This is a genomic window from Aeromonas sp. R1-2, assembly GCF_040908505.1.
Classification (GTDB): domain Bacteria; phylum Pseudomonadota; class Gammaproteobacteria; order Enterobacterales; family Aeromonadaceae; genus Aeromonas; species Aeromonas veronii.
In genome coordinates, this window is sequence record NZ_JBFODU010000018.1 from 1 (window position 1) to 25,825 (window position 25,825).

General features: G+C 60.8%; 24 protein-coding genes, 1 tRNA gene and 1 rRNA gene. 21 read left to right on the plus strand and 5 right to left on the minus strand.

Annotated elements, in window-relative coordinates; all coding sequences use genetic code 11:
• The first annotated feature begins 133 nt into the window (after positions 1 to 133).
• The 9 genes from AB5Y76_RS06680 to AB5Y76_RS06720 all read left to right on the plus strand — a co-directional run bounded on the left by AB5Y76_RS06680 (position 134) and on the right by AB5Y76_RS06720 (position 10,149).
• Positions 134 to 209 (plus strand) — tRNA-Thr (locus AB5Y76_RS06680).
• Between the two features lie 27 nt (positions 210 to 236).
• Positions 237 to 351, plus strand: a 5S ribosomal RNA gene (rrf, locus tag AB5Y76_RS06685).
• Between the two features lie 165 nt (positions 352 to 516).
• The gene (gene ebgR / locus AB5Y76_RS06690; protein WP_263717878.1) at positions 517 to 1,482 is read left to right on the plus strand and encodes a transcriptional regulator EbgR; all 966 of its coding nucleotides are present in this window, start codon (positions 517 to 519) and stop codon (positions 1,480 to 1,482) included.
• Positions 1,483 to 1,803: 321 nt separating this feature from the next.
• The gene (gene ebgA, locus AB5Y76_RS06695) at positions 1,804 to 4,878 is read left to right on the plus strand and encodes a beta-galactosidase subunit alpha (RefSeq protein WP_263717877.1); all 3,075 of its coding nucleotides are present in this window, start codon (positions 1,804 to 1,806) and stop codon (positions 4,876 to 4,878) included.
• The gene (locus AB5Y76_RS06700; protein WP_263717876.1) at positions 4,875 to 5,330 is read left to right on the plus strand and encodes a beta-galactosidase subunit beta; all 456 of its coding nucleotides are present in this window, start codon (positions 4,875 to 4,877) and stop codon (positions 5,328 to 5,330) included. Before ebgA ends, AB5Y76_RS06700 begins: the two co-directional genes overlap by 4 nt.
• 101 nt (positions 5,331 to 5,431) lie before the next feature.
• Positions 5,432 to 6,877: an amino acid permease gene (locus AB5Y76_RS06705; protein WP_102989700.1), complete on the plus strand. Its 1,446-nt coding sequence runs from the start codon at positions 5,432 to 5,434 to the stop codon at positions 6,875 to 6,877.
• A 76-nt stretch (positions 6,878 to 6,953) separates the two neighbouring features.
• A complete protein-coding gene (locus tag AB5Y76_RS06710) occupies positions 6,954 to 7,292 on the plus strand; it encodes a tRNA-binding protein (protein WP_026080427.1) in 339 nt (112 codons plus the stop codon).
• Between the two features lie 166 nt (positions 7,293 to 7,458).
• Positions 7,459 to 8,904 (plus strand): amino acid permease, encoded by a 1,446-nt coding sequence (locus AB5Y76_RS06715; protein WP_263717875.1) that lies wholly within the window; start codon positions 7,459 to 7,461, stop codon positions 8,902 to 8,904.
• Between the two features lie 294 nt (positions 8,905 to 9,198).
• Positions 9,199 to 10,149, plus strand: a complete 951-nt coding sequence (locus AB5Y76_RS06720; protein ID WP_263717874.1) for a bile acid:sodium symporter family protein — start codon at positions 9,199 to 9,201, stop codon at positions 10,147 to 10,149.
• A 79-nt stretch (positions 10,150 to 10,228) separates the two neighbouring features.
• On the opposite strand, the gene ovoA is transcribed toward AB5Y76_RS06720, so the two are convergent.
• Positions 10,229 to 12,379 carry a 5-histidylcysteine sulfoxide synthase gene (gene ovoA / locus AB5Y76_RS06725; protein ID WP_263717873.1) on the minus strand — a complete coding sequence of 717 codons (2,151 nt, stop codon included), beginning with the start codon at positions 12,377 to 12,379 and terminating at the stop codon, positions 10,229 to 10,231.
• 363 nt (positions 12,380 to 12,742) lie between these two features.
• On the opposite strand from ovoA, the gene AB5Y76_RS06730 reads away from it, so the two are divergent.
• From AB5Y76_RS06730 to AB5Y76_RS06760, 7 genes are all read left to right on the plus strand, one after another.
• Entirely contained in the window at positions 12,743 to 13,465 is a 723-nt protein-coding gene (locus AB5Y76_RS06730) for a head GIN domain-containing protein (protein WP_263717872.1), read from the plus strand.
• Between the two features lie 197 nt (positions 13,466 to 13,662).
• On the plus strand, positions 13,663 to 14,028 hold the full coding sequence (locus AB5Y76_RS06735) for a carboxymuconolactone decarboxylase family protein (RefSeq protein WP_042010292.1): 366 nt from the start codon (positions 13,663 to 13,665) through the stop codon (positions 14,026 to 14,028).
• Positions 14,028 to 14,543: a VOC family protein gene (locus AB5Y76_RS06740; protein ID WP_263717871.1), complete on the plus strand. Its 516-nt coding sequence runs from the start codon at positions 14,028 to 14,030 to the stop codon at positions 14,541 to 14,543. The genes AB5Y76_RS06735 and AB5Y76_RS06740 overlap by 1 nt, the downstream gene beginning before the upstream one ends.
• Complete coding sequence (locus AB5Y76_RS06745; RefSeq protein ID WP_103250671.1) at positions 14,540 to 14,980, plus strand: DMT family transporter; 441 nt, start codon at positions 14,540 to 14,542, stop codon at positions 14,978 to 14,980. The genes AB5Y76_RS06740 and AB5Y76_RS06745 overlap by 4 nt, the downstream gene beginning before the upstream one ends.
• Entirely contained in the window at positions 14,980 to 15,438 is a 459-nt protein-coding gene (locus AB5Y76_RS06750) for a DMT family transporter (protein ID WP_033114721.1), read from the plus strand. The genes AB5Y76_RS06745 and AB5Y76_RS06750 overlap by 1 nt, the downstream gene beginning before the upstream one ends.
• Positions 15,431 to 15,760, plus strand: a complete 330-nt coding sequence (locus tag AB5Y76_RS06755) for a hypothetical protein (RefSeq protein ID WP_263717870.1) — start codon at positions 15,431 to 15,433, stop codon at positions 15,758 to 15,760. Before AB5Y76_RS06750 ends, AB5Y76_RS06755 begins: the two co-directional genes overlap by 8 nt.
• 69 nt (positions 15,761 to 15,829) lie before the next feature.
• Positions 15,830 to 16,045 carry a hypothetical protein gene (locus tag AB5Y76_RS06760; RefSeq protein WP_263717869.1) on the plus strand — a complete coding sequence of 72 codons (216 nt, stop codon included), beginning with the start codon at positions 15,830 to 15,832 and terminating at the stop codon, positions 16,043 to 16,045.
• Positions 16,046 to 16,047: 2 nt separating this feature from the next.
• On the opposite strand, the gene AB5Y76_RS06765 is transcribed toward AB5Y76_RS06760, so the two are convergent.
• The 3 genes from AB5Y76_RS06765 to AB5Y76_RS06775 all read right to left on the minus strand — a co-directional run bounded on the left by AB5Y76_RS06765 (position 16,048) and on the right by AB5Y76_RS06775 (position 19,175).
• Positions 16,048 to 16,971, minus strand: a complete 924-nt coding sequence (locus tag AB5Y76_RS06765) for a LysR family transcriptional regulator (RefSeq protein ID WP_263717868.1) — start codon at positions 16,969 to 16,971, stop codon at positions 16,048 to 16,050.
• A 191-nt stretch (positions 16,972 to 17,162) separates the two neighbouring features.
• Positions 17,163 to 17,999 (minus strand): S-formylglutathione hydrolase, encoded by an 837-nt coding sequence (gene fghA / locus AB5Y76_RS06770; RefSeq protein WP_263717867.1) that lies wholly within the window; start codon positions 17,997 to 17,999, stop codon positions 17,163 to 17,165.
• Positions 18,000 to 18,047: 48 nt separating this feature from the next.
• Entirely contained in the window at positions 18,048 to 19,175 is a 1,128-nt protein-coding gene (locus AB5Y76_RS06775) for an S-(hydroxymethyl)glutathione dehydrogenase/class III alcohol dehydrogenase (protein ID WP_259584401.1), read from the minus strand.
• Positions 19,176 to 19,295: 120 nt separating this feature from the next.
• Here AB5Y76_RS06775 and AB5Y76_RS06780 point away from each other — a divergent pair, with 120 nt between their 5' ends.
• Positions 19,296 to 20,201 carry a LysR substrate-binding domain-containing protein gene (locus tag AB5Y76_RS06780; RefSeq protein ID WP_263717865.1) on the plus strand — a complete coding sequence of 302 codons (906 nt, stop codon included), beginning with the start codon at positions 19,296 to 19,298 and terminating at the stop codon, positions 20,199 to 20,201.
• A gap of 112 nt (positions 20,202 to 20,313) precedes the next feature.
• Here the strand turns inward: AB5Y76_RS06780 and AB5Y76_RS06785 are convergent, their stop codons facing one another.
• Entirely contained in the window at positions 20,314 to 21,177 is an 864-nt protein-coding gene (locus AB5Y76_RS06785; protein ID WP_005357447.1) for a YicC/YloC family endoribonuclease, read from the minus strand.
• A 147-nt stretch (positions 21,178 to 21,324) separates the two neighbouring features.
• On the opposite strand from AB5Y76_RS06785, the gene rph reads away from it, so the two are divergent.
• The 4 genes from rph (at position 21,325) to cueR (ending at position 25,768) form a co-directional block, all read left to right on the plus strand.
• A complete protein-coding gene (gene rph / locus AB5Y76_RS06790) occupies positions 21,325 to 22,041 on the plus strand; it encodes a ribonuclease PH (protein ID WP_263717864.1) in 717 nt (238 codons plus the stop codon).
• A 75-nt stretch (positions 22,042 to 22,116) separates the two neighbouring features.
• Positions 22,117 to 22,770 carry an orotate phosphoribosyltransferase gene (pyrE, locus tag AB5Y76_RS06795; RefSeq protein WP_010676102.1) on the plus strand — a complete coding sequence of 218 codons (654 nt, stop codon included), beginning with the start codon at positions 22,117 to 22,119 and terminating at the stop codon, positions 22,768 to 22,770.
• Positions 22,771 to 22,948: 178 nt separating this feature from the next.
• The gene (locus AB5Y76_RS06800; protein WP_263717863.1) at positions 22,949 to 25,378 is read left to right on the plus strand and encodes a heavy metal translocating P-type ATPase; all 2,430 of its coding nucleotides are present in this window, start codon (positions 22,949 to 22,951) and stop codon (positions 25,376 to 25,378) included.
• Entirely contained in the window at positions 25,379 to 25,768 is a 390-nt protein-coding gene (cueR, locus tag AB5Y76_RS06805) for a Cu(I)-responsive transcriptional regulator (RefSeq protein ID WP_005356117.1), read from the plus strand. It begins immediately after the preceding gene.
• Positions 25,769 to 25,825 lie beyond the last annotated feature (57 nt).

Consider the following 25,825-nt stretch of genomic DNA (forward strand, 5'->3'; position numbering starts at 1 on the left):
CTGATCCCATGCCGAACTCAGAAGTGAAACGCGGTAGCGCCGATGGTAGTGTGGCATTCGCCATGCGAGAGTAGGACACTGCCAGGCACCCAATTTCAAGATTACGCCCAGCGTGGTCTTTACCGGTTAGTGTGCTGATATGGCTCAGTCGGTAGAGCGCATCCTTGGTAAGGATGAGGTCCCCAGTTCGATTCTGGGTATCAGCACCATTTTCAAGTTAGCTTTAAAAGCTTTTGCCTGACGGCAATAGCGCCGTGGAACCACCTGATCCCATGCCGAACTCAGAAGTGAAACGCGGTAGCGCCGATGGTAGTGTGGCATTCGCCATGCGAGAGTAGGACACTGTCAGGCACTTATTTAGAAGAGGCCTCCCATTCGGGAGGCCTTTTTGCATTTCTGCGTTCCAAAAATCTGTCATGCCGCCGGCATTTTAGTAAAAGTGCTGGGCTATCAAGGGATTGCCCGTTACTCTTTAGCCGTTGCCGATTAACACGTGATGCTGCCAGCGAGGTATTGATGGCTACGTTGAAGGAAATTGCACAGGAAGCGGGGGTTTCTCTCGCCACGGTATCCCGGGTACTGAACGAGGATCCCAGCCTGAGCGTCAAGGAAGAGACCAAGCAGCGGATCTTCGAGATTGCCGAACGGCTGGAGTACAAGACCAGCAGCGCCCGCAAGGGGGTACACAAGAGCAAGCTGCACTTTCTGGTGGTCTATGCCTATCCCCAGAGTACCGAGGTCAACGACCCTTACTATCTCGCTATCCGCTATGGCATCGAGACCCAGAGTGCCCGCCTCAATATCGAACTGACTCATCTCTACAACTGCGGTGAAGGGCGCGAACTGAGCTCCGTGGATGGCATTCTGGTGGTCGGCACCCTCACAGCCGAGCGTCTCGTCCAGCTAAGGGCTTGTTCCAGCCAGCTGGTGTTTGTTGACTGCCGTTCACAGGGAAAGTTTGACTCGGTCGATGTGGATCTCGCTCTGATCAGCCAGCAGGTCGTCGACTACTTTATTGCGCAGGGGCACCAGCGCATCGGTTATATCGGTGGCCAGGATGAGAATCCGGATCTGCGCGAACTGGCCTTCCGGGATTATGGCCAGCGGTTGGGGGTGGTGCAGGAGAGCGACCTCTATCGTGGGGATTTCTCCAGTGCCTCCGGCTACCAGTTGGCGAAGGAGATGCTGGCGGGTGACTGGCCCAAGGCGCTGTTCGTTGCCTCCGATTCCATCGCCATTGGTGTGCTGCGTGCCATTCATGAGAAGGGATTGGCGATTCCCCAGCAGATCGAGCTTATCAGCGTCAACGATATTCCGACCGCCAAGTTCACCTTCCCGCCGCTCTCTACGGTGCGGATCCACTCCGAGTTGATGGGCTCCCAGGGGGTCAATCTGCTGGTTGAGCGGCTGCGAGACGAGCGGGATATTCCCCTTCGGGTGCTGGTACCGAGCAAGTTGACCCTGCGTGGCACCACTCGCTGATTTTAGTAAAACATTCTGCTTTTTAGTCGCGCCATCTTGCGGTGGTGCGACTCCTCTCCCTAGCAAACCTCTTTCCCATATCATCCAGCAACTTCATATCATATTGTTTTATAGTTGATTTTATTGCAGCTCAGCCAACGGCTATCAACATCTATGCCACTCATCCATATCTTGCCCTCCTTTATCTCCCGCTTCTGATCTCGCTCACAAAACCATCTGTTCATTGTGATCAGGTTAAAACTTTACCAATTCAAAGCTGATATTTAGTAAATGTTTATCTAGAGTTTACCCAGTTAACGTTGCCTTGTTCCGGGAGGACATGTGAATAACTGGGAAAACGTCCAATTCGTTGGTGAAAACAGGCTGGCCCCGCGCGCCTACTTCTTCTCTTATGCCGACCACACGCTGGCGACTACCATGCAGCGCGAGCTGAGCCGCCGTTTTCTGAGCCTTGGCGGCCAGTGGCAGTTCCACTACTTCGACCACCCCCTGCAGGTGCCGGAGGCCTTCTATCACAGCACCATGAGCGAGTGGGGCCAGATCACCGTGCCCAACATGTGGCAGATGGAAGGGCATGGCAATCTGCAGTACACCGACGAAGGTTTTCCCTTCCCCATCGACGTCCCCTTCGTGCCGACCAACAACCCCACCGGCGCCTATCAGCGCAGCTTTATGCTGAGCCCGGCCTGGGACGGCGAGCAGGTGATCATCAAGTTTGACGGGGTGGAGACCTACTTCGAGGTCTATGTGAACGGCCACTACGTCGGCTTCAGTAAGGGCAGCCGTCTCACCGCCGAGTTCGATATCAGTGCCTACGCCAAGGTTGGCGAGAACCTGCTGTCGGTGCGGGTGATGCAGTGGGCCGACTCCACCTATATCGAAGATCAGGACATGTGGTGGATGGCGGGGATCTTCCGCGACGTCTATCTGGTGGGCAAACCGGCCGCCCATGTGCAGGACTTCTTCATCCGCACCGCGCTGGCCGATGACAATCAGAGCGCTACCCTGAGCTGCGATATCCAGCTCGAGAACCTGGGGGCGGCCGCCCGTGATCACCGTCTGGTCTGGTCCCTGCTGGATCAGGGCAGCGAGATCGCCAGCGGCTCCCTCGACCATCTCGCCATCGACGGCAAGTGTGATTGCCACTTCACGCTGGATCTGGCCAACCCCCATCTGTGGAGCGCCGAAGACCCTTACCTCTATCAGCTGCAACTCTCCCTCTACAACGGTCAGGGCGAGCTGCTGGAAGTGATCCCGCAGCGGGTCGGGGTGCGTGAAATCAAGGTCAAAGATGGCCTCTTCTACGTCAACGGCCACTACCTCAAGCTGCACGGGGTGAACCGCCACGACAACGACCATCTCAAGAGCCGTGCGGTCGGAATGGATCGTGTTGAACGCGATATCGTGCTGATGAAGCAGCACAACCTCAACTCGGTGCGCACCGCCCACTACCCGAACGACCCGCGTTTCTACGAGCTGTGCGACCAGTACGGTCTGTTCGTGATGGCGGAGACCGACGTGGAGACCCACGGTTTTGCCAACGTCGGCGATCTCAGCCGCATCACCGACGACCCCTTCTGGGAGCCGGTGTTCGTGGATCGCATCGAGCGCCACGTGCACGCCCAGAAGAACCACCCCTCCATCATCATCTGGTCGCTTGGCAACGAGTCCGGCTACGGCTGCAACATCAGAGCCATGTACCAGCGCTGCAAGGCGATCGACCCGACCCGGCTGGTGCACTACGAAGAGGATCGCGATGCCGAGGTGGTGGATGTGGTGAGCACCATGTATTCGCGCGTCTCCCAGATGAACTGCTTCGGCGAGTTCCCGATGGAGAAGCCGCGCATCCTCTGCGAATACGCCCACGCCATGGGTAACGGCCCGGGTGGCCTCAGCGAATATCAGCAGGTGTTCGACCGCCATCCCCACATTCAGGGCCACTACATCTGGGAGTGGTGCGATCACGGCATTCTGGATCAGGACGAGCAGGGGCGTGCCGTCTACAAGTACGGCGGCGACTACGGCGACTACCCCAACAACTACAACTTCTGCATGGATGGCCTCATCTATCCGGATCAGACCCCGGGGCCTGGCCTGCGCGAATACAAGCAGGTGATCTGCCCGGTCAAGGTGCGCGCTCTGGATCTGGCCAGCGGCAAGCTGGCGGTGGAAAACCGCTACTGGTTCTCCACTCTCGACGATATCCGTCTACTGGTCGAAGTGAAGGCCGAGGGCGAACTGCTGGCCAGCCAGCAAATCCGGCTGGAAGGGGTTGCCCCCGGTGCCACCACAGAGCTGCAACTCGAACTGCCATCCCTCGATGGTAGGGAAACCTTCGTCCAGCTGCGGGTCATCAAGGCCAGTGCCACCCGCTATAGCGCGGCGGAGCACCAGCTGGGCCAGTACCAGTTCCAGCTGAAAGAGTCGACTCGCCAGCTGCAGCCCTTTGCCAATCCCAACGCCACCCCGTTGCAGATTGCCGACGAACGGCTTGATCTGACCTTGAGCGGCAGCGGCTTCGCCCTGCGCTTCTCGCGCCTCGACGGCAAGCTGGTGAGCTGGCAGCAGGATGGTATCGAGCTGATTGAGCGCTCGCCGCGTCTCACCTTCTTCAAGCCGATGATCGACAACCACAAGCAGGAGTACGAGAGCCTGTGGCACCCGAACCACCTGCAGATCATGCAGGAGCACTTCCGCACCTTAAGCTGGCGTCAGCTGGGTGAGGCGGTCGAGGTGACGGTGGAGAGCCTGATCGCGCCGCCGGTGTTCGACTTTGGCATGCGCTGCCGCTACGTCTACACCCTGAGCCCGAACGGTCAGCTGCACGTGGCACTGTCCGGTCAGCCCTACGGCGGTTATGACGACATCATCCCCAAGATCGGCTTCGAGCTGGGTATTCGTCAGGATCTTGACCGGGTGCACTACTACGGCATGGGTCCGGGCGAGAACTATCAGGACAGCCGCCAGAGCAACTGGATCGACAGCTTCCAGAGCACGGTGAGCGAGATGTGGGAGCACTACCCCTTCCCGCAGGACAACGGCAACCGCCAGCAGGTGCGCTGGGCGACCCTGACCAACCGCCACGGCGCCGGTCTCTACGTGCGACCCGATGCCCCCATCAACCTGAGCGTCTGGCCCTACAGCTGGGAGCATATCCACGCGGCGCAGCACATCAACGAGCTGGAACCGAGCGGTTATCTCACCCTCAATCTGGATCACAAGGTGCTGGGGCTGGGTTCCAACTCCTGGGGCTCCGAGGTGCTGGACTCCTGGCGGGTGCGCTTCGAGCCGTTCAGCTTCGGCCTGACCCTGCTGCCCATCGCCCGTAGCAACCTCAATCCGGCTGTGCTGGCCGGGCTAGATCTCACCATCAACTGCGGGAGGAACCTCGCATGATCACCCTGGACAACCTGACCCTGTTCAAAAACATCTACCGGGAGGGCAAGAAGTGGGGCCGCTGCGTGGAGGCCATCGACAACCTGCCGAACCTCAAGCCCGGCATCTGCCACTCCATCGGTGACTCCCTCACCTATCGCTTGCAGGAGGGGGTCAGCCCGGCTACCTCCCTGTTCGAGGGGCAGCGCCGTTACTTCGACGTTCACTACTACCTGGAAGGGGCAGAGACGGTGGAGTGGGCCCCCAAATCGGAGCTGGCGGTCGAGCAGGCTTATGACGACACCACCGACCGAGAGTGGCTGGCAGGCGAGGTGCGTGAGCGTCAGAAAGTCGGCAACGGTCAGGTGGTGATCTTCGAGAACGACGAGGCGTACCGGTTCACAGGCGATAGCCCGGTGCGCAAGGTGATCATCAAGGTCACCGTCGAAGGTGGCTACTTCAAGAACAAATAACAAGCCGCCGGTTCTGCACTGACAAAGCCGGAAGGGCGGGGCTCACCCTACAAATCATGCCCCGTCCTTTCGCTAGATAACTACAGGTCTGGAGATGCACCATGTCTGATTCCAAACGCAATACGATAGGCAAGTTTGGTCTGCTGTCGCTCACCTTCGCGGCGGTATTCAGTTTCAACAACGTCATCAACAACAACATCGAGATCGGTCTGGCCTCGGCTCCGATGTTCTTTCTGGCCACCATTTTCTACTTCATTCCGTTTTGCCTCATCATTGCGGAATTTGTGTCACTGAATAAGAACTCCGAAGCGGGCGTCTATGCCTGGGTGAAGAGCTCCCTCGGCGGTCGCTGGGCCTTTATCTCCGCCTACACCTACTGGTTCGTGAACCTTTTCTTCTTCACCTCGCTGCTGCCGCGGGTTATCGCCTACGCCTCCTATGCCTTCCTCGGCTACGAGTACATTCTCACCCCGGTGGCGACCACGGCATTGAGCATGGTGCTGTTTGCCTTTGCCACCTACGTCTCCACCAACGGCGCCAAGATGCTCGGCCCCATCACCTCGGTGACCTCGTCCCTGATGCTGCTGCTAACCCTCTCCTACATCCTGCTGGCAGGTGCGGCACTGGTGGGCGGCGTACAGCCGGCCGACCCCATCACGGTAGAGGCCATGGTTCCCGATTTCAGCTGGGCGTTTCTGGGCATCACCACCTGGATCTTTATGGCAGCCGGTGGCGCCGAGTCGGTGGCGGTCTACGTCAATGACGTGAAAGGGGGTTCCAAGTCATTCGTGAAGGTGATCATCATCGCCGGGATCTTCATCGGGGTGCTCTACTCCATCGCCTCGCTGTTGATCAACGTGTTCGTACCGAGCGGCACCCTGAAATATACCGGCGGCTCGGTGCAGGTGTTCGAGGGGCTGGCGGCCTACTTCGGCCTGCCGGAGATCCTGATGAACCGCTTCGTCGGGCTGGTCTCCTTCACCGCCATGTTCGGCTCCCTGCTGATGTGGACAGCGACCCCGGTGAAGATCTTCTTCTCCGAGATCCCGGCCGGCATCTTCGGCAAGAAGACGGTTGAGCTGAACGAGAACGGCGTGCCTGCCCGTGCAGCCTGGATCCAGTACCTCATCGTGCTGCCGCTGATGGTGATCCCGACCCTGGGCTCCAACACAGCGCAGGATCTGATGAACACCGTCATCAACATGACCGCCGCCGCCTCCATGTTGCCGCCGCTGTTCATCATGCTGGCCTACCTCAATCTGCGCCTGAAGCTCGACCACCTGCCACGGGAGTTCAAGATGGGGTCGCGCACCACCGGCATCGCCGTGGTGTCGGTGCTGATCGCCATCTTCTCGGTGGGCTTCCTCGCCTCCACCTTCCCGACCGGTGCCGACATCATGACCATCATCTTCTACAACGTCGGCGGGATCGTGATTTTCCTCGGCTTCGCCTGGTGGAAATACAACAGATACGAGGCCTCCCTCAGCGCCGAAGCGCGTGCCAAAGAGGCCCAGCCGGCAGCGCAGGTTGCCATGCAGACGCCATAGGCACGGTTTTTAATCCCAATCAAACCGGGTGGCCGTTGGCCACCCGCAAACCGTTGAACCAGAAAAGGAAAAGAGCATGAGCGAGACGATCGAGTTTGCCGAATTCAAACGGGTCGAGATGAAGGTAGGCAAGGTGCTGGAGGTGGTGCGCCACCCCGGGGCAGACAAACTCTACATCGTCCAGATCGACGTGGGGGGCGAGCGGCCGCTGCAGACCGTCACCAGTCTGGTGCCCTATTACAGCGAAGAGGAGCTGATGGGTAGCGAGGTGGTGGTACTGACCAACCTCAAGCCCACCAGGATGCGCGGTGAGCGTTCCGAGTGCATGTTGCTCTGCGCCGAGACCCCGGACGAGAGCCAGAGCGTGCTGTTGCAGCCCCGGGTGCCGATGGCGCCGGGCACCCCGATCGTCTGACTGGTATTGCGAGCCGGTGCGGGAGACTGCACCGGTTCACCAACGAGGCCGTCCACGCGGCCCGATCATAACAAGAGAGTAAAGCGCGGGGCCGACAGACCCTTGCCGAACACATCACAGAGTCACAGCGTTACCCGCAGGGAGCGCGAGTCCACTGGAGGACACCATGTCTGAATCCGTACGCGGCACCATAGGCAAGTTTGCCCTGTTGTCGATGACCTTTGCCGCCGTGTTCAACGTGCGCAACATCGTCAACAACAACATCGAGCTGGGGCTCAGCTCCGCCCCCATCTTCCTGCTGGCGACCATCGTCTACTTCATCCCGTTCGTCTTCATCATCGCCGAGTTCGTCTCGGCCAACAAAAACTCCGAGTCGGGGATGTACGACTGGCTTAAAAAACCGCTCGGCACCCGGATGGCCTATCTGGGCTCGTTTCTCTACTGGTTCGTGAACCTGTTCTGGTTCGTCTCATTGCTGCCCAACGTCATCGCCTACGCCTCCTACGCCATGCTGGGCTATGAGTACAGTTTCTCCCCCATGGTCACCTCGATCATCTCCATCGTGCTGTTTGCGGCTGCGACCCACATCTCCACCAAGGGTGCGAGCTGGCTCGGCAAGATTGCGGAGATCGTGGCCTACGGGGTATTTGCCCTGTTCGCCATCTATGTGCTGGGCGCCCTCATGGCCCTGAGTGGCGATCATGTGCCGGCCCAGCCCATCACGCTGGAGGCGATGACTCCCACCGTCAACTGGGCGACGCTCGGCATCATGTGCTGGATCTTCCAGGCGGCGGGCGGTGCCGAGACGGCGGCGGCCTACCTCAATGATGTGAAGGGCGGCCAGAAGTCCTTCATCAAGGTGATCATCAGCGCCGGTATCGTCATCGGTGCCATGTATGCGGTCGGTTCCCTGCTGGTGAACGTGTTCGTGCCGCGCGAGAGCCTCACCTATGCCGGCGGCATGGTGGAGATCTTCACCGGCATGGCGCAATACTTCGGTCTCTCCGAGGCGCTGGTGGGCCGCTTCGTCGGTGTGGTGCTGTTCATCGCCATGTTCGGCTCCATGATGATGTGGACCTCGGCGCCGGTGAAGATCCACTTCTCCGAGATCCCGCAGGGGGTTTACGGCGAGAAGACCACCCAGCTCAATGAGCACGGCGTGCCGGTGCGCGCCGCCTGGTGGCAGTTTGTCTTCGTGTTCGCGATGCTGGTGGTCAACGGCTTCGGCTCCGAGTCGGTGCAGCAGATGATGAACACCGCCATCAACCTCACCGCCGGTACCGCCATGTTGCCGCCGATCTTCATCATGCTGGCCTACTTCGTGTTCCGCTGGAAACATGAAGACACCCCCCGTGACTTCCGCATGGGGTCGCGCAAGTTCGGGATGGGTGTGGTGTCGGTGCTGATCGCCATCTTCGTGGTGAGCATGAGCGCCTCCGCATTCCCGGCCGGGGTGGATCTGGTGCGCGCCTTCTTCATCAACGTCTTTATGACCGCGGTCTTCTCGGCACTGGCCTACTGGTGGATCTCCCGCTTCGAGAAGCGGCAGGCCCGCAAGCTCGCCGGCAATGACAAGAAAATCGGCAACGGCAAGCTGGCCAGCCAGCGCTGATCGGCTGGATGAAAAAGCGTGACGGGCGGCCTGGGTCGCCCGTTTTTTTTATCCATTTAGCCCCGGTTTGGCGCTATCTGGCCGCGGGTCAGCAACTTCCGCTATTCGACAAAGCAAAGGCGTTAAGCATTGATGAACAATTAACCGCTGCACAACGTTGCGCCTCTCCGTTATCGGGGTAAGCTGGAGGTTCGCTTTAGCGGGAGGTGCCAGACATCTCCCGCTCTGTTTCTTGTCCTCCCCAATCCTGACTGTCGCCATGGCTGCAGGATGCCCTTCTGATGGAGACCTTTCGTGCGCCTGGATCCCTTTACTGTTGTGCTGATTGCGGTGGTCACCCTGGCCTCCCTCTTTCCCTGCGAGGGGCAGGTAGCCGTCTGGTTCGGTCTGCTGACCAAGCTGGCGGTGGCGCTCCTGTTCTTCATGCATGGCGCCAAGTTGTCGCGCCAGAACCTGCTGGCGGGCCTCGGTCACTGGCGGCTTCATCTGGTGGTGATGCTCAGCACCTTCGTGCTGTTTCCGTTGCTCGGGCTGCTGCTCACCCCGCTGGTGCCGAGCTGGTTGAGCCCGGCCATCTACCTCGGCTTCCTCTATCTCTGCGCCCTGCCTGCCACAGTGCAGTCGGCCATCGCCTTCACCTCGATGGCGGGGGGCAATGTGTCGGCGGCGGTGTGTAGCGCTTCGGCCTCCAGCATCCTCGGCATCTTCCTCTCGCCGGTGCTGGTGGGGATGATGATCCACGTGCAAGGGGAGGGGATCGACACCTGGCACTCCATCCAGTCCATCATGATGCAGCTGATGCTGCCGTTCGTGGTGGGCCACCTGTCGCGTCCACTCATCGGTCGCTGGGTCGACAGCCATCGTCCGCTCATCGGCAAGCTGGATCAGAGCTCCATCCTGCTGGTGGTCTATGTCGCCTTCAGCGAGGCGGTGGTGCAGGGGATTTGGCATCAAGTAGGTTGGTACGATCTGGCCAGTATCGTGGTGCTGAGCTGCGTCTTGCTGGCGCTGGTGCTCTGCTGGAACGTCTGGATCAGCCGTCGTCTCGGTTTCGACAAGGCGGACGAGATCACCATCGTCTTCTGCGGCTCCAAGAAGAGTCTCGCCAACGGGGTGCCGATGGCCAACGTCATGTTCCCCGCCGCCAGCGTCGGGGTGATGGTGTTGCCGCTGATGATCTTCCACCAGATTCAGCTGATGGTCTGCGCCGTACTGGCGCGCCGCTATCACGAGCAGGGAGAGTGATACTCGCGCCGTTTTGACTGCCATAACAAGAGGGAGGCCCGTTGGCCTCCCCCTTCTCATCTGCATGTCGACCGGCGTGCTAGCGTTTGCGCCAGACGGTCAGCTGCGCCATCGTGTGCTGATATTTGCGGGCTGTCTCGCGGATGACGAAGGGCACATCCCGGGGCGGGCAGTGCTCCTCGAACTCCGCCGCCAGCAGCCGTTGCAGCGCCTGATAGGTGGTGAGCGCCTCGCCGTTTTCGCGAATGCCGCCGAGCCAGTTGGCGGGCGGGGTATATTCCGCCAGCCAGGTATAAGGGCTGGTAAGCACCAGCAGGCCACCGCTGCGCAGCCGGGGGGCGATATCCCGCAGGAAGCGGGCGGGCTCCCGCAGCCGGTCGATCAGGTTGGAGGCGAGCACCAGATCGTAGTGGTCATATTTGGGCTTGAGGTTGCAGGCATCCCCCTGACTGAAGTGGATGCGCTCAGCCTGACTCGCCCCCAGCCCGTGGCTCGACAGGCGCGCCTCGCAATACTCCACCAGTTCACCCTCCAGCGGAATGGCATAGCGGAAGCTGTCCTGGCTGGCGAGGGCCAGCGCCACATCGATGAAGCGGGCCGAGTAGTCGACCCCGTCCACATGCTGGAAGTGGCGAGCCAGTTCGAAGCTGGCGCGGCCGGTGGCACAGCCGATATCCAGTGCCCGCTGGTGGTTGCTGCACAGCTCGCCAGCAAGATCAGCAAGCGTCTTGGCGTAGTTGGCTACCCCGAAGTGGCTCGGGCCGTACTGGAAGTCGAGATACTGAGCGACCAGCGTGTCGGTTTCATAGGGATTCACGATAACGGGTTCCTGATAACGGGAGACCAGATAGCGGAAACCCGCATGCTGGAAGAAGTGACGCCGGAAGGCGTAACGGGATGATTTGAGCGCTTCGTTACCTGTGCTGATCCAGCTGCCACCCTTGATCAGGGTGTGCTTGCCATCAAAGGTGGGGGTCGAGAAGTCGTCGTAGAGCGGGTGGATTTTAAAGCCGTCGAAGCCATCGATGGCGGTGCTGGTCCACTGCCAGACATTGCCCACCAGATCGAAGAACTCCCCTTGCGGGCAGGCATCCACCGGGCAGGAGGAGGCAAAACGGGCCAGATTGATATTGCCGGGGGCCTGTGTCCAGTCCGGCTGATCGCCGGGTAGCTGCTCGCGCAGCAGCATCCACTCCGCCTCGCTCGGCAGCTGGATGGGGAGTCCGGTCCGGGCCGCCTTCCAGCGACAGAAGGCAGCCGCTTCCAGCTGGTTGACCTCGACTGGCCAGTCCCATGGCATGGCGACCTGCTCGGTCATCAGCCGCAGCTGCAGTTGTTCGGGCTTGGTGGGATCACCCACCCAGAAGGTGGGCATCTGCGCCTTGGCATACTGGCACCAGCCCCACCCCTCCTTATCCCACCACTGTTGCTGGTCGTAGCCGCCCGCTTGGACGAAGACGAGGTACTCGGCATTGCTCACCAGCATGCGGCTGGCCTGAAACGGGGCCAGCTTGATGTTGCGCTCGCCATATTCGTTGTCCCAGCCGTAGGTGGCATCCTGCTTGCCCAGGCGCACCTTGCCGCCGGCCACCGGCAGCAGGCTGTTGGCGGGCACCTGATCAATTCGGTGGCGGGCTTCGGTACAGGTGGGCCAATAAGGCTGCGGTCGCACCCAGGCGAGTGGCAACTGGCGGATGAGCACGCTGGAGGTCTCGAGGTGGATGCGCTCGTGCTCTATCCCCATCAGGATCACCCAGGCCGGGCTTTGCCAGTCGATGGGCAGGGTGAGCGGCATCTGGCGGATGAAGTCGCACACCAGCGAACGGACTTTGGCCCGATAGCTGCGCAGCTCGGTGACTTTTGGCCAGTCGTAGTGGGTCTCGTCCAGATCGTCCCAGCTCATCTCGTCCACCCCGATTGCGACCATGGCCTCGATGCGGGCATCCAGCCGCTGATCGATCAGGCGCGCCGCCAGCAGCTTGTTGATAAAGAAGGCGGCGGTGTGGCCGTAGTAGAAGATGAGCGGGTGGCGCAGCGGGATCGCCTTGTTGAACCAGGCCCGCTCATCGGCCAGACAGTCGAACAGCGAGTCGTAGAGATCGAAGGTCTGGCAGAAGTAGGTGAGCAGTTCGCGCCGTTTCTGCTCGGGATCGCTGCCGGTCAGCAACGGGGTGCGAGTCGGTTCCGGCAGACCGGTGGCAGTGGAATAGAGAGGGCTTGCTTGGGTCACGCTCTGACTCCTTGTTGGCAGTGAAGACTGACAAGACAGTGGTAATGACATTACCGCAATGGAGAGCTTGGTACGCACGAAGTACCACTATTGGCTCAACAGACCGGCAGGGCAATTAAAAACTTCCACGGGCTGTCAGCATAGTGACCGGCAGGACGACCCGCCAATCAGCCACGATAATATCCGTTCGAGAATGGTTATTTTCACCAAAATATGGTCTAAATGGCTCTCTAAATTCTTCTGTCTGTTCTGGTTTAAATGGTTATTTCCTTTTGAATCATTAGGTTAATTTTTGGCTCACGCTTTGCAGAGCATGAAAACCAATTGGCCCGGGATGGCCAACACATAAGGAGGAGAGTAGCGATGAAATGGATGATGGTTGTCATGTTGATGGCAGGGCTCAGTGGCTGTCACTGGCTGGATCAGACCAGAGTGACCGGAACGGGGGCTGTGGTCGAACGCCAGCAGGTGCTCGGTGACGGGGTGACCCGGGTGCTGGCGGGTGTGCCTGCCACCCTCCATCTGGTAGCGGGGGAGCCGCGCGGTATCCTGATCAAGGGGCAGGAGAACCTGCTGCCCTATCTGGAGCTGACCGAGAGCGGCGACAAGCTGGAGATCGAAGTGAAGGAGGGTTACCGGCTCGATCCTACCGAGTCGCTGGAGCTGACCATCACCTTGCCGGTGTTGAACGAACTGGCATTGGCCGGGACCGGCAACGGCGATCTGAGCGGCTTCAAGGGGGATTCGCTGGTGCTGTCGGTGGCCGGTACTGGTGACATCGTTGCCAGTCAGCTGGAGCTGAAACGGCTGGAAGGAAATATCGCTGGCACCGGCAGTTTGGAGCTGGGCCGCGGTTCGGCACAGGCCATCGAGCTGAACATTGCCGGTGCTGGCGATGTGCTCGGGAGTGAGATGCGCGGCAAGGAGGTAGAGGTCAATATCGCCGGCAGCGGTGATGTGGCGGTACGGGCGCAGGAGACGCTGAAAGTCGGCATCGCCGGTTCAGGCAACATCGCCTACTGGGGCGATCCCAAGATAGAGCAGCAGATCGCAGGCTCCGGCGGCGTGACCCGAGCGGGCAGTTGATATCAACCGATCACCACAACTGAAACAGGCCCGCAACGGGCCTGTTTTGCTTTTTCCAACATGGCGCAACTCACCGTGCCATTTGTGCAGATCCTGCATAAGTGATGTTCCGGCCCGCCGGTTTTTCAATACATCCCGCTCACTAATAATGCGCCTCATCCGCTACGGCGAACTTATCTACTACTGAGGCGTCACTGATGACTACATCATTACCTTTTGCAAATGCCGTGCTCGATGATCAGGCTCTGGTCAGCGGGCTCAAATCCATTAACCCGACCTGGGGCGACATGACGGTCCGCGTGGCCGGTGAAGCCTGGGGCATGCCGCAGCTCGACCAGAAGACCAAGGCGTTCATCACCATCGCCATCGACCAGATGGCCCTCAACGTCAGCGGTGAAGGCAACCCCTTCGCAGCTCATGTCGATATGGCTCTCAAGCAGGGGGCGACCTGGCAGGAGCTTGAAGAGCTGATCGTCTTTGCATCCGTCTATACCGGCTTCAACAAGGGGGCGACCACCATGGGGGCGCTCAACAAATTGCGCCACGAGCGGGGGGATATCTGATGGCCATTCCAGGACTGAAAAAGCCGGATCATATCGGTTTTACCGTGCCCAATCTGGCAGAGGCTATCGCCTTTTTTCGCGACCACTTCGATTTCGAGCTGGCCTATGAGTTCGGGCCCTTTGTGGCGATTGACAACTGGATGGCGGAGCACCTCAACGTGAATGCCCGCGCCGAGATCACCCGCATTGCGGTGATGAATGCCAAAGGAATCAATCTGGAGATCTTCGAGTACGCCAGCAATATCGAGCGCAACCTCAAGGCTCCCAACAACGCCGATATCGGTGGTCATCATCTCGCCTTCTATGTGGATGACATGGCGGCGGCGGTGGCTTACCTGAAGGAGCAGGGGATCGCCGTGCTGGGCGAGCCGACCTGCATGACGGAGGGGCCGACTGCAGGGGAGTCCTGGGTCTATTTTCTTGCGCCATGGGGCATGCAGCTGGAGCTGGTTTCCTATCCGCAGGGCAAGGCCTATAGCCGTCAATCACCCGTCGCCCTGTTTGATCCACGATGAACGCACTCTCGGTTTTGCTCATCGTGATGGCCGGCATGGGCCTCTCCTTCGAAGCGGGCCTGCTGGGCCCGCTTGGTGAACAGGTGGGCCATCTGTGGGCCACCCTGAGCATCTTCGGCGTGGGGGCTGCACTGCTCTGGCTGATCCGTTTCTTCACGGTACGGGGGACATCCACAGGGTGGCATGGGGTGCCGAAATGGCAGCTGATCGGTGGCTTGCTCGGCCCCGTCTATGTGGTGGCGCTCACTCTCTCGACCCCCATGCTGGGGGTAGCGATGACGATGATCTGCGTCCTGCTGGGGCAGGTGACCAAGAGCTTTGCCATCGACTACTTCGGCTGGTTTGGCATGCCGAAACGGGCAACCCGTCCCCTGCGGCTGGTGGCACTTGGCTGCATCGCGCTGGCGCTGCTGTTTACCTATCTGGGAGCAAACTGATGGTGCTGATTATCGTGTTGGCCATCGTCTCCGGCATGGCGCTCAGCGCCCAGGCGGCGATCAATGGTCAGTTGGGGTCGCGGGTTGGAGTGGTGCAGAGTTCGCTGCTCACCTTCACCATGGGCACTGTGGTGACCGCCCTGCTGATCTTCTTCTTTGAGCCGCCCTATCAGGCGACCCTGCTCAGCGTGCCGAAGTGGCAGCTGGCCGGAGCCCTGTTCGGCATTGTCTACATGGTGGTGATGGTCGCGGCCATTCCACGGGTAGGGGTCGCCATCGCCACTGTGGCCACCATTCTGGGCCAGATGGTGATGAGTCTGGTGATCGATACCATGGGTTGGCTGGGCAATGCCCCCATCCCCCTCAACTACTGGCGCCTTGCCGCCATGATGGCCGTCGCCGCGGCGCTGCTCTGCATCTATCTGGCGAACCGACAACAGGAACAAGTGAATGAGTGAACAGGCAACAACCCTGATGGTCTTTTTCAATCTCAAACCGGGGGCGAACGAGGCGGATTATCTGGCGTGGGCACGGGAGGTCGATCTGCCCACCGTGAACCGGCTCAACAGCGTCACCTCGTTCGAGGTGTTCAAGGGGCTGAAGATGCTGGGGCAACAGAGTGCGTCGCCGTGGGACTACTTCGAAGTGATCCACATCGAGTCGGAGACGCAATTTCTGCAGGAGATCCTGAGTTCGCAGATGCAGCAGGTGATCCGGCAGTTTGAGGCCTTTGCCACGGATGCCCACTTTATCTGCACCCAGGACATCACCACGCTGTAGCCGGCTCGCCAGTGGTGAAGGGGATACCACTCTTGCCACTGGCTTGGCTGCCACAACATCAGAGGCTTTATGAAAAAACAGCTAGGCGAATACCTGCACGTGCTGGCCATCATCTTTCCGCTGACGCTGCTGATCCCGCGCTGGATGGCGCCGCTGCTGGCGAGATGGCAGCTCGACCCCGCCACACCAGTCGCGGTGCTGCTCATCGATAGTGTGATCGTGGCCTGCGCCGTCTTTGTCTTGCTGCCGGCGTTGCACAAACTCTCCAGCAGGCTGTTTGGCTGAACCTATCTGGCATCCCAGTAGCAGGGAGATCCATATTTTCCCGCCAGAAAATCGATCACCACCCTCACCTTGGCGGCGAGCTGGTCGGTCTCCAGATAGAGTGCGCTGATCACCTGCTGCTCCACGCTGGTGGAGACGGTGAACCGGGTCATGATCGGCTTGAGCCGCCCGGTTTTCAGCTCCTCGCCGATGAGCCAGGTGGGGAACACTACAATCCCGGCACCCGCCACCGCGCCGGCAACCAGGGTATCGGCATTGTTGCTGTAGAGGGTGCCACTCACCTCATAGGGTTGCAGCTGCTCCTGGCCGATGAACCAGCGTTGCAGGCCATTGCTACCCTTGAAGACCAGACAGTTGTGCTGCACCAGCTCATCCGGACTGGCCGGTTCGCCATGGCGATTGAGGTAGTCGGGGCTGGCCGCCATCACGTAGTGCTGCTGGCCAAACTGCTTCATTCGCAGGGAGGAGTCTGGCGAGATCCCGATGCGGATCAGCAGGTCGATCGACTCGGCCGCCGGATCGACATAGTGATCCGTCTGCTGCAACTCGACCTTGAGCAGGGGGTAGCGCTCCAGCAGCTCGGTCAGATAGGGGGCGATGTGAAGCCGGCCAAAGGCGACCGGCGCGCTGATCCGGATGGTGCCTCTCGGGGTGTCCGCCCGCTGCTCGATCTGGCCGACCACCCGCTCATACTGCTGGAGGATCTCGGCGCACTGTTTGGCAAAGGCGACCCCCTCCTCGGTGAGGGAGATGGAGCGGGTATGGCGGTGCAGCAGTTTGGAGCCCACCTTCTCCTCCAACTGCGCCATCTTGCGCGAGACGGACGAGGGGGTCATATCCTGCCGACGCGCCACATCTGAAAAACTGCCAAACCGGGTGGTCATCAGAAACAGCTTTATCTCCAACAACGAAACGTCGTAGTTCACGGAATACCTCCTCCATCGCAATCCTCAAGGGTAATCGGCCGACCTTGGCCAGGGCAAGCCGGTATTATGCGGAGGCTGCTGCCACTGATGCTCTGCTCTGTGCTGGCATGCCGTTACCACGAGCAGCAAGGCTGATCTTGTCCGATCACCACAACACCAACTGAAACAGGCCCGTCACGGGCCTGTTTTGATCAGAGGTGGCGGGCGTGAAAGCGCAGGTGCGCCTCGATAAAGCTCGCCACGAAGTAGTAGCTGTGGTCATAGCCCTCGTGGCGGTTGAGCTCCAGTGGCCACTCCTTGCTGGCGGCCACCTCGGCCAGCGCATCGATATGCAACTGCTCGGCGAGGAAGGGATCATCCAGCCCCACATCCACCAGGGTGGGCAGTGGCGTGACCGGCTGGTGGCGCAGCAGCTGGCAGGCATCCCACTCCTGCCACAACAAGGGATTGCTGCCGAGATAGGCACCGAGCGCCTTCTGGCCCCAGGGGCTGCGGCTCGGGTGACAGATCGGGCTGAATGCCGAGACTGAGCGGTAGCGACCCGGCTCTCGCAACGCGGCGATCAGCGCACCGTGACCGCCCATGGAGTGGCCGCTGATGGCGCGGCGGGTCGAGACCGGGAAGTGGGTCTCTATCAAGTCAGGCAGTTCGCGGGTGACGTAGTCATACATCTGGTAGTGCGCCTGCCAGGGGCTCTGGCTGGCATTGACGTAAAAGCCCGCGCCCATGCCGAGGTCATAACCGGGATCGTCGGCCACGCCGTCGCCGCGGGGGCTGGTGTCCGGCGCCACCAGGGCGATGCCAAGCTCGGCGGCGATACGCTGGGCACCCGCCTTCTGCATGAAGTTTTCATCGGTGCAGGTGAGACCGCTGAGCCAGTAGAGCACGGGCACCTTCTGGCCGGTGAGGGCCTGAGGCGGCAGATAGATGGCAAAATTCATCTCGCAGCCGAGCACGGTAGAGCTGTGGCGATAGCGCTTGTGCCAGCCGCCGAAGCTCTTGTTGCTGCTGATAATCTCCAGATTCATCGAAGGACTCCTGCACCCCGCCCACGATGGCGGGCGGGGTGATCATGCTCAGTAGTGGATGACGGTGCGGATGCTTTTGCCTTGGTGCATCAGATCGAACGCCTCGTTGATCTGCTCCAGCGCCATGGTGTGGGTGATGAAGTCATCGAGGCGGAAATCACCCTGCATGTAGCGCTGCACATAGCTCGGCAGTTCGCTGCGACCGCGTACCCCGCCGAAGGCGCTGCCGCGCCAGACCCGACCGGTCACCAGTTGGAACGGACGGGTGCTGATCTCCTGACCCGCTCCGGCGACGCCGATGATGACCGACTCGCCCCACCCCTTGTGGCAGCACTCCAGCGCCGCACGCATTACCTTGACGTTGCCGATGCACTCGAAGGAGAAGTCGACGCCGCCGTCGGTCAGCTCGACGATCACCTCCTGAATCGGTTTGTCGTAATCGTTCGGGTTGATGCAGTCGGTGGCGCCCAGCTTGCGGGCCAGCTCGAACTTGCTCTCGTTGATGTCGATGGCGATGATGCGACCGGCCTTGGCCAGACGGGCACCGATCACCGCCGAGAGGCCGATGCCCCCCAGCCCGAAGATGGCGACGCTCTCACCCTCTTTCACCTTGGCGGTGTTCATCACGGCGCCGATGCCGGTGGTGACGCCACAACCGAGCAGACAGACCTCTTCCAGCGGGGCGGCCGGGTCCACCTTGGCGATGGAGATCTCCGGCAGTACCGTGTATTCGCTGAAGGTGGAGGTGCCCATGTAGTGATAGATGGGCTGGCCATCTTTCGAGAAGCGGGTGGTGCCGTCCGGCATCAGCCCCTTGCCCTGAGTGGCGCGGATCTTCTGGCACAGGTTGGTCTTGCCGGATTTGCAGAACTTGCACTCGCCGCACTCGGGGGTGTAGAGCGGGATCACGTGATCCCCCACCTTGACGCTGGTGACCCCTTCGCCGACCGATTCGACGATGCCGCCTCCCTCGTGGCCGAGAATGCAGGGGAAGACCCCTTCCGGATCTTCACCGGAGAGGGTGAAGGCATCGGTGTGGCAGACGCCGGTGGCGACGATGCGCACCCGCACCTCGCCCGCTTGCGGCGGCATGACCTCGATCTCTTCGATGGAAAGGGGCTGACCTGGGCCCCAGGCGATGGCGGCCTTACACTTGATGCTTTGAACCTGTGCCATGAATGACATCCTTCTTGTTGAGCAGGGTGAACAGAGATGAGTTCGGGCATTCAGTGTAGTTTCCCGCCGATTTGGTGATAATGAGGACAAATCTCAAATCACTTTTACACACAGGTAATAATGTTCGGCTGGGAAGGGATCTGTGAATTTGTCAGCGTGGCGGAGCAGGGGGGCTTTACCCCGGCGGCACGCAAGCTGGGAGTGTCGGTGGCGCAGGTCAGCCGTCAGGTGGCACAGCTGGAAGATCGGCTGCAGGCCAAGCTGCTGCTGCGTACCACCCGTCAGGTGCGGCTCACCGAGCTTGGCGAGATCTACTATCGCCACTGCCGCCAGCTGCTGGACAACCTCTACGAGGCGGAGCTGGCGGTGGGGCGCCATCAGGCGGTGCCGCAAGGGTCGCTGCGCATCACGGCGCCCGTCTCCTACGGCGAGAGCCGCATCGCCCCGCTGGTAAACGACTTCATGGTGCGTTTCCCCCAGCTGGAGGTCACTCTCAACCTCACCAACCAGCTGCTGGATCTGGTGCACGAAGGTTACGATCTGGCGCTGCGGCTAGGTCATCTCAAGGATTCGACGCTGGTGGCGCGCAAGCTGGCGCAGCGGGTGCCCTATGTCTGTGCCTCACCGGCTTACACTGCCCGCCACGGCATGCCCAACAGCCTCTCCGAGCTGATCCGCCATACCTGTCTGGTGGGCAACAGCGACGAGTGGCACTTCACCCTGGATGGCCGCCCCCACAGCGTGCGGGTGCACGGCCTGTTGCAGTGCAACAGCGGCCACGCCCTGCTGGATGCGGCGCTCAAGGGGATCGGCATCATCCAGCTGCCGGACTACTACGTGAGCGACCATCTGGCCCGGGGGGAGCTGATCGAGCTGCTGCCGGAACTGCGAGCGCCGGCGGAGGGGATCTGGGCCCTCTATCCCCATAACCGCCACCTCTCCCCCAAGGTGCGGCTGCTGGTGGACTATCTGGCCGAGCGGCTGAGCGACCCTCACCAACCGGCACTGGTGATGCCTATAGGCTAGGGCTTCTCTCGCTCGTTGGCTCACTGGTGGAAATCTCATGGCCTGAAAATAAAAGAGCCCTTGAGGAATCAAGGGCTCTTTTGCAGGTAACAACCGGATAGTCAGCGATGCATCACTCGATGTTCTGAATTTGCTCGCGCATCTGCTCGATAAGGACTTTCAGCTCGACGGCGGACTGGGTCACTTCGGCATTGATGGACTTGGAGCCCAAGGTGTTCGACTCGCGGTTGAACTCCTGCATCATAAAGTCGAGACGACGGCCACAGGCGCCACCTTTCTTCATGATCTTGTTGGTCTCGCTGATGTGCATCTCCAGACGATCCAGCTCTTCGGCCACGTCGATCTTCTGGGCCAGCATCACGATCTCCTGCTCGATGCGAGCCGGGTCCAGCTCCACCTTGGCTTCGGCCAGCCGGTCGGTGAGCTTCTGGCGCTGCCACTCGATGATCTGCGGCAGGTGGACGCGCACCTTCTTCACTTCCACCTGAATACCGGCCAGACGCTGTTCGATCAGCGCCTTGAGGTTGGCCCCTTCGCTGGCGCGGGAGGCGAGGAAATCTTCCATAGTCTGGTCAAAACCGCCGAGCAGCTCGGTGGCGACCGCATCCATGTCCTGCTCGGCGGCAGCCATGACGCCCGGCCAGCGCAGTACATCGACCGGGTTGAGCTGGCCCTGGCCCGCCTCTTTCATTACCCAGCTGGCGCTGTCGATAATCAGCTTGGCCAGCTCTTCATTGATATGGAGTTGGCTGGCTGCGGCCTGAGCGGCCTCGAAGCGCAGGTTGCACTCCACCTTGCCGCGCTGCAGTTTGGCGCGGAAACGCTCACGCAGAACCGGCTCCAGGCTGCGCAGTTGCTCCGGCAGGCGAATGTAGGTTTCCAGATAGCGCTGGTTGACCGAACGAATTTCCCAAACGGCTGTGCCCCAGTCGCCCTTGAATTCCTTGCGGGCGTAGGCGGTCATGCTGTGAATCATTGATTGTTCCGGGCTTGATGAAGTGTGCGGCCAGTATACTCAGCCCGGCCCTGCTCGTCAGCCGATGCCGTGGTTTTAGCGGCTGATATTTGGGGCGGGATCACTTATAATCCCCCGCCAATTTGAGCCAGCCCAGAGGTCCGTTCCATGTCACGTCCAAGCGATCGCAGTGCCGCGCAACTTCGCCCGGTTACCATTACCCGCAATTTCACCAAACATGCAGAAGGCTCAGTGCTGGTGGAGTTCGGTAACACTCGCGTGCTCTGCACCGCCAGCGTTGACACCAGCGTGCCGCGCTTCCTGAAAGGGAAGAATCAGGGCTGGGTCACCGCCGAGTACGGCATGCTGCCGCGCTCCACCCACTCCCGGATGAACCGCGAAGCGGCCTCCGGCAAGCAGAGTGGCCGCACTCTGGAGATCTCCCGTTTGATCGCCCGCTCCCTGCGCGCGGCGGTAGACCTGACTGTGCTGGGCGAGCACTCCATCACAGTTGACTGTGACGTGCTGCAAGCCGATGGCGGCACCCGCACTGCTTCCATTACCGGTGCCTGCGTGGCGCTGGTGGATGCGCTGAACTGGATGGTCGAGAAGGGCATGATCAAGCAGAGCCCGCTCAAGCAGATGATCGCCGCCGTATCCGTCGGCATGTATCAGGGCGAAGCCATCTGCGATCTGGAATACATCGAAGACTCCGCCGCCGAGACCGACATGAACGTGGTGATGACCGAAGATGGTCGCATCATCGAGGTGCAGGGCACCGCGGAGGCCGAGCCCTTCACCCACGAAGAGCTGCTGGAGATGCTGGCGCTCGCCAAGGGCGGCATCGCCGACATCATTGCGCTGCAGAAGCAGTCGCTCTCCTGATTTTAAAAACGCGGCATTGACCGCGTTTTTTTATACCCCCACACAAGACAACGACAAGCCAAGCAAGGAGCCAGAATGAAAGCCTACCAGCGTCAATTTATCGAGTTCGCCCTGGAGAAACAGGTCCTCAAATTCGGTGAATTTACCCTGAAATCCGGTCGTAAAAGCCCCTACTTCTTCAACGCCGGTCTGTTCAACAGCGGCCGCGATCTGGCCCGTCTCGGCCGCTTCTATGCCGCCGCTCTGATGGATGCCGGTATCGAGTTCGATGTGCTGTTTGGCCCGGCCTACAAGGGGATCCCCATCGCTTCCGCCACCGCGGTACAGCTGGTGGAGCAGCACGATGTGGATGTGCCCTGGTGCTTCAACCGCAAGGAGGCCAAGGATCACGGCGAGGGCGGCAATCTGGTGGGCAGCCCGCTCAAGGGACGCATCATGCTGGTGGACGACGTCATCACCGCCGGTACAGCCATCCGCGAATCCATGGATCTGATCCAGGCCAACGGCGCCTCGCTGGCGGGCGTGCTGATCGCGCTGGACCGTCAGGAGAAGGGCAAGGGCGAACTCTCCGCCATTCAGGAAGTGGAGCGTGACTACGGCGCCCACATCATCGCCATCATCCAGATGAGCGACTTGATCCAGTATCTGGAAGAGAAGCAGGCCGAACAGCCGGAGCTGGCAGCGCAACTGGCGGCCATGAAGGCTTACCGCGCTCAGTACGGTATCTGAGTTCAGCTCACACCGCGCAATAGCTGAATGCGGCGCCCGTTTGTTCTCTGGCAGCAAACGGGCGCCGTTTTTTCATCTGCAAAAAGTGGATCATGTGGCTTGAGCTTGCCCTTACAGTAAAGGTTAGGGTTTGCCAGTCGGCGTTTTGTGGTGCCGACGGGTTCCGGGGAGGAACAACATGACCACTCATCTTCAATCACCTATTCATCTGCAGTTGCCGCTCAGCGGCATGAGCTGCGCCAACTGCGCAGGCCGTATCGCGGCCAGTCTCAACAAACTCGACGGGGTATCGGCCACCGTCAATTTCGCGCTGGAGCAGGCGGCCATCGAGTTGGCCAGCCCCGACCGCCTGCCTGTGGTGCTCGACAGTATCAAGAGTCAGGGTTACGACTACGGCAGCGAGACCCTTTTGTTTCAAATTACCGGCATGACATGTGCCGGTTGTTCGGCCCGCCTGAACAAGATGCTGGCGGCGCTGCCCGGCGTTATCTCGGCCGAGGTCAACTTCTCCATCGAACAGGCCCGGATCGTGCTGGTCCCCGGGATGCAGACGCCAGCCGCTTTGCGCGAGCAGATCGAGGCGCTTGGCTTTGGCGCCCAACTGGCACAGGGTTCGGCCAGCGGCCGCCGCCAGCAGTTGCTGGAGCGGGAAGCGCAGGAGGCCGCCACAGCCCGTCAGGCGCAGACCCGGGTCATCATCTCGGCTTTGCTCACCTTGCCGCTGCTGGTGGGGATGCTGGCCATGGCTGGACTGTTCCCCTGGCATCTGCCCGCCTCGCTCGAGCTGCTGCTCGCCACACCGGTGCAGTTCTGGATCGGGGCCCGTTTCTATCGCGGCGCCTGGCTCGCCATCAAGAACCGCGCAGCCAATATGGATGTGCTGGTGGCTACCGGTACCAGCGCCGCCTACTTCTACAGTCTCTATCTGTTGCTGACGTTGGGGATGGCCGCCAGCGGCAAGCTCTACTTCGAAGCTAGCGCCATCATTATTACCCTGATTTCGCTGGGGAAACTGCTGGAAGCTCGGGCCAGACGCAGCACTCAGTCCGCCATTCGCGAACTGATGGCGCTGCGGCCGGAAACCGCCACCGTCAGGCGTGGCGAGAGCTGGCAGAGTGTCGCCATCGATGAGGTGCTGCGCGGCGATCGACTGCGGGTGCTGGTGGGTGAGCGGGTGCCGGTGGATGGCAAAATCGTGAGCGGCGCCAGCGAACTGGACGAGTCGATCCTCACCGGCGAGAGCCTGCCGGTGCCGCGCAGTGAAGGCGACAAGGTGCTGGGCGGCGCCATCAACCGCTCCGGTGTGCTGGAGATCGAAGCCACTACCGTGGGGGAGGATTCCAGCCTCAGCAAGATCATCGCACTGGTGGAGAGTGCCCAGATGGGCAAGGCCCCGCTACAACAGCTGGTGGACAAGGTCTCTGCCGTGTTTGTACCGGTGGTGATGGCCATAGCCCTGTTCACCCTGTTGGTATGGTACGCCATCAGCAACGACTTTGCTCAGGCGCTGCTGGCAGCGGTGGCGGTGCTGGTGATCGCCTGTCCCTGCGCGCTGGGGTTGGCGACCCCTGCCGCCATCGTCACCGGCACCGGGGTGGCGGCCCGTCACGGCATCCTGATCAAGGATGTGGATACCCTGCAGAAGGCCCACGCCATCAAGGCGCTTATCTTCGACAAGACAGGCACTTTGACCCAAGGCAAGCCCGTGCTGGCGAGCTGGAGCGGCAATGACGAGCAACTGCGCCTCGCCGCCGCCCTGCAGCAGGCGAGCGAACACCCGCTGGCGCTGGCCATGCGCGAGGCAGTCGGCAAGGAGGCGATACTGCCTCAGCCCGATGAGGTAGAGGTTCGGGTCGGTGCCGGTATTGTCGGTCAGGTGGCGGGTCACACAGTCGCCATCGGTAATGGCTCCCTGCTGGCCCAGCTCGATATTGAAACGCCGCAACAGGATGAACAAGCCGCCGATGGTGCTACCCGGGTTTGGGTTGCCATCGACGGCGTGGTGGCTGGTATCGCGGCGCTGGCTGATACCCTGCGCCCCGAGAGTCCGGAAGCCATCGCCACCCTGCGCCAGCGCGGCATCGCCAGCTGGCTGGTGAGCGGCGATGCACCGGCGCCGGTGGCCCATATCGCCGCCAAGCTGGGGCTGGACGGGGCCTTTGACTCCGTGCTGCCAGCGGGCAAGGTGGAGAAAGTGGAGGCGCTGCGGGCGCAAACCCGCGGGCTGGTGGCCATGGTGGGGGATGGAGTGAACGATGCCCCGGCGCTGGCGGCGGCGGACGTGGGCATCGCCATGGGCTCCGGCTCCGATGTGGCGATGGAGACCGCCTCCATCACCCTGATGCGATCTGACCCGCGGTTGGTGGCCGATGCCATCGATATCTCGGCGGCGACCTGGCGCACCATACAGCAGAATCTGTTCTGGGCCTTCGTGTTCAACATCATCGGCATTCCGCTGGCGGCGCTGGGCTACCTGAGCCCCGAGCTGGCGGGGGCGGCCATGGCCCTGAGCAGCATCACCGTTTTGAGCAATTCCCTGTTATTGAAACGCTGGCAGCCCAGGGCGGCGCACGGGCCAGCATCCAACCCGATCAGTAAGGAGGCATAAATGAACATCAGCAAGGTTGCCAAGGCCACTGGGCTGACCGCCAAGACCATCCGTTATTACGAGAGCATTGGCCTCATCACAGCCCCGGTACGCAGTGACAACGGCTATCGCAGTTACACCGAGGGGGCGCTGCGGGAGCTGCGTTTCGTCAAGCGGGCGCGGGAGACCGGCTTCAATCTGGAGGAGTGTCAGGAGCTGCTGGCGCTCTATCGGGACGAACACAGAACCAGCGCCCAAGTGAAGAAGCTGGCGCAGGAGAAGATCGTCGATCTGCGCGCTCGCATCGCCGGGCTGCAGGCCATGCTTACCTCCCTGGAGGGGCTGGTCTGCTGCTGCCACGGGGATGAAAATCCCGAGTGCCCGATCCTCGACGAATTGGAGAAGGGGTGAGCAAGGACTCACCTGCCAGCGCAGAAGAAATCGTTATTGATTGATTAACTTCTTAAT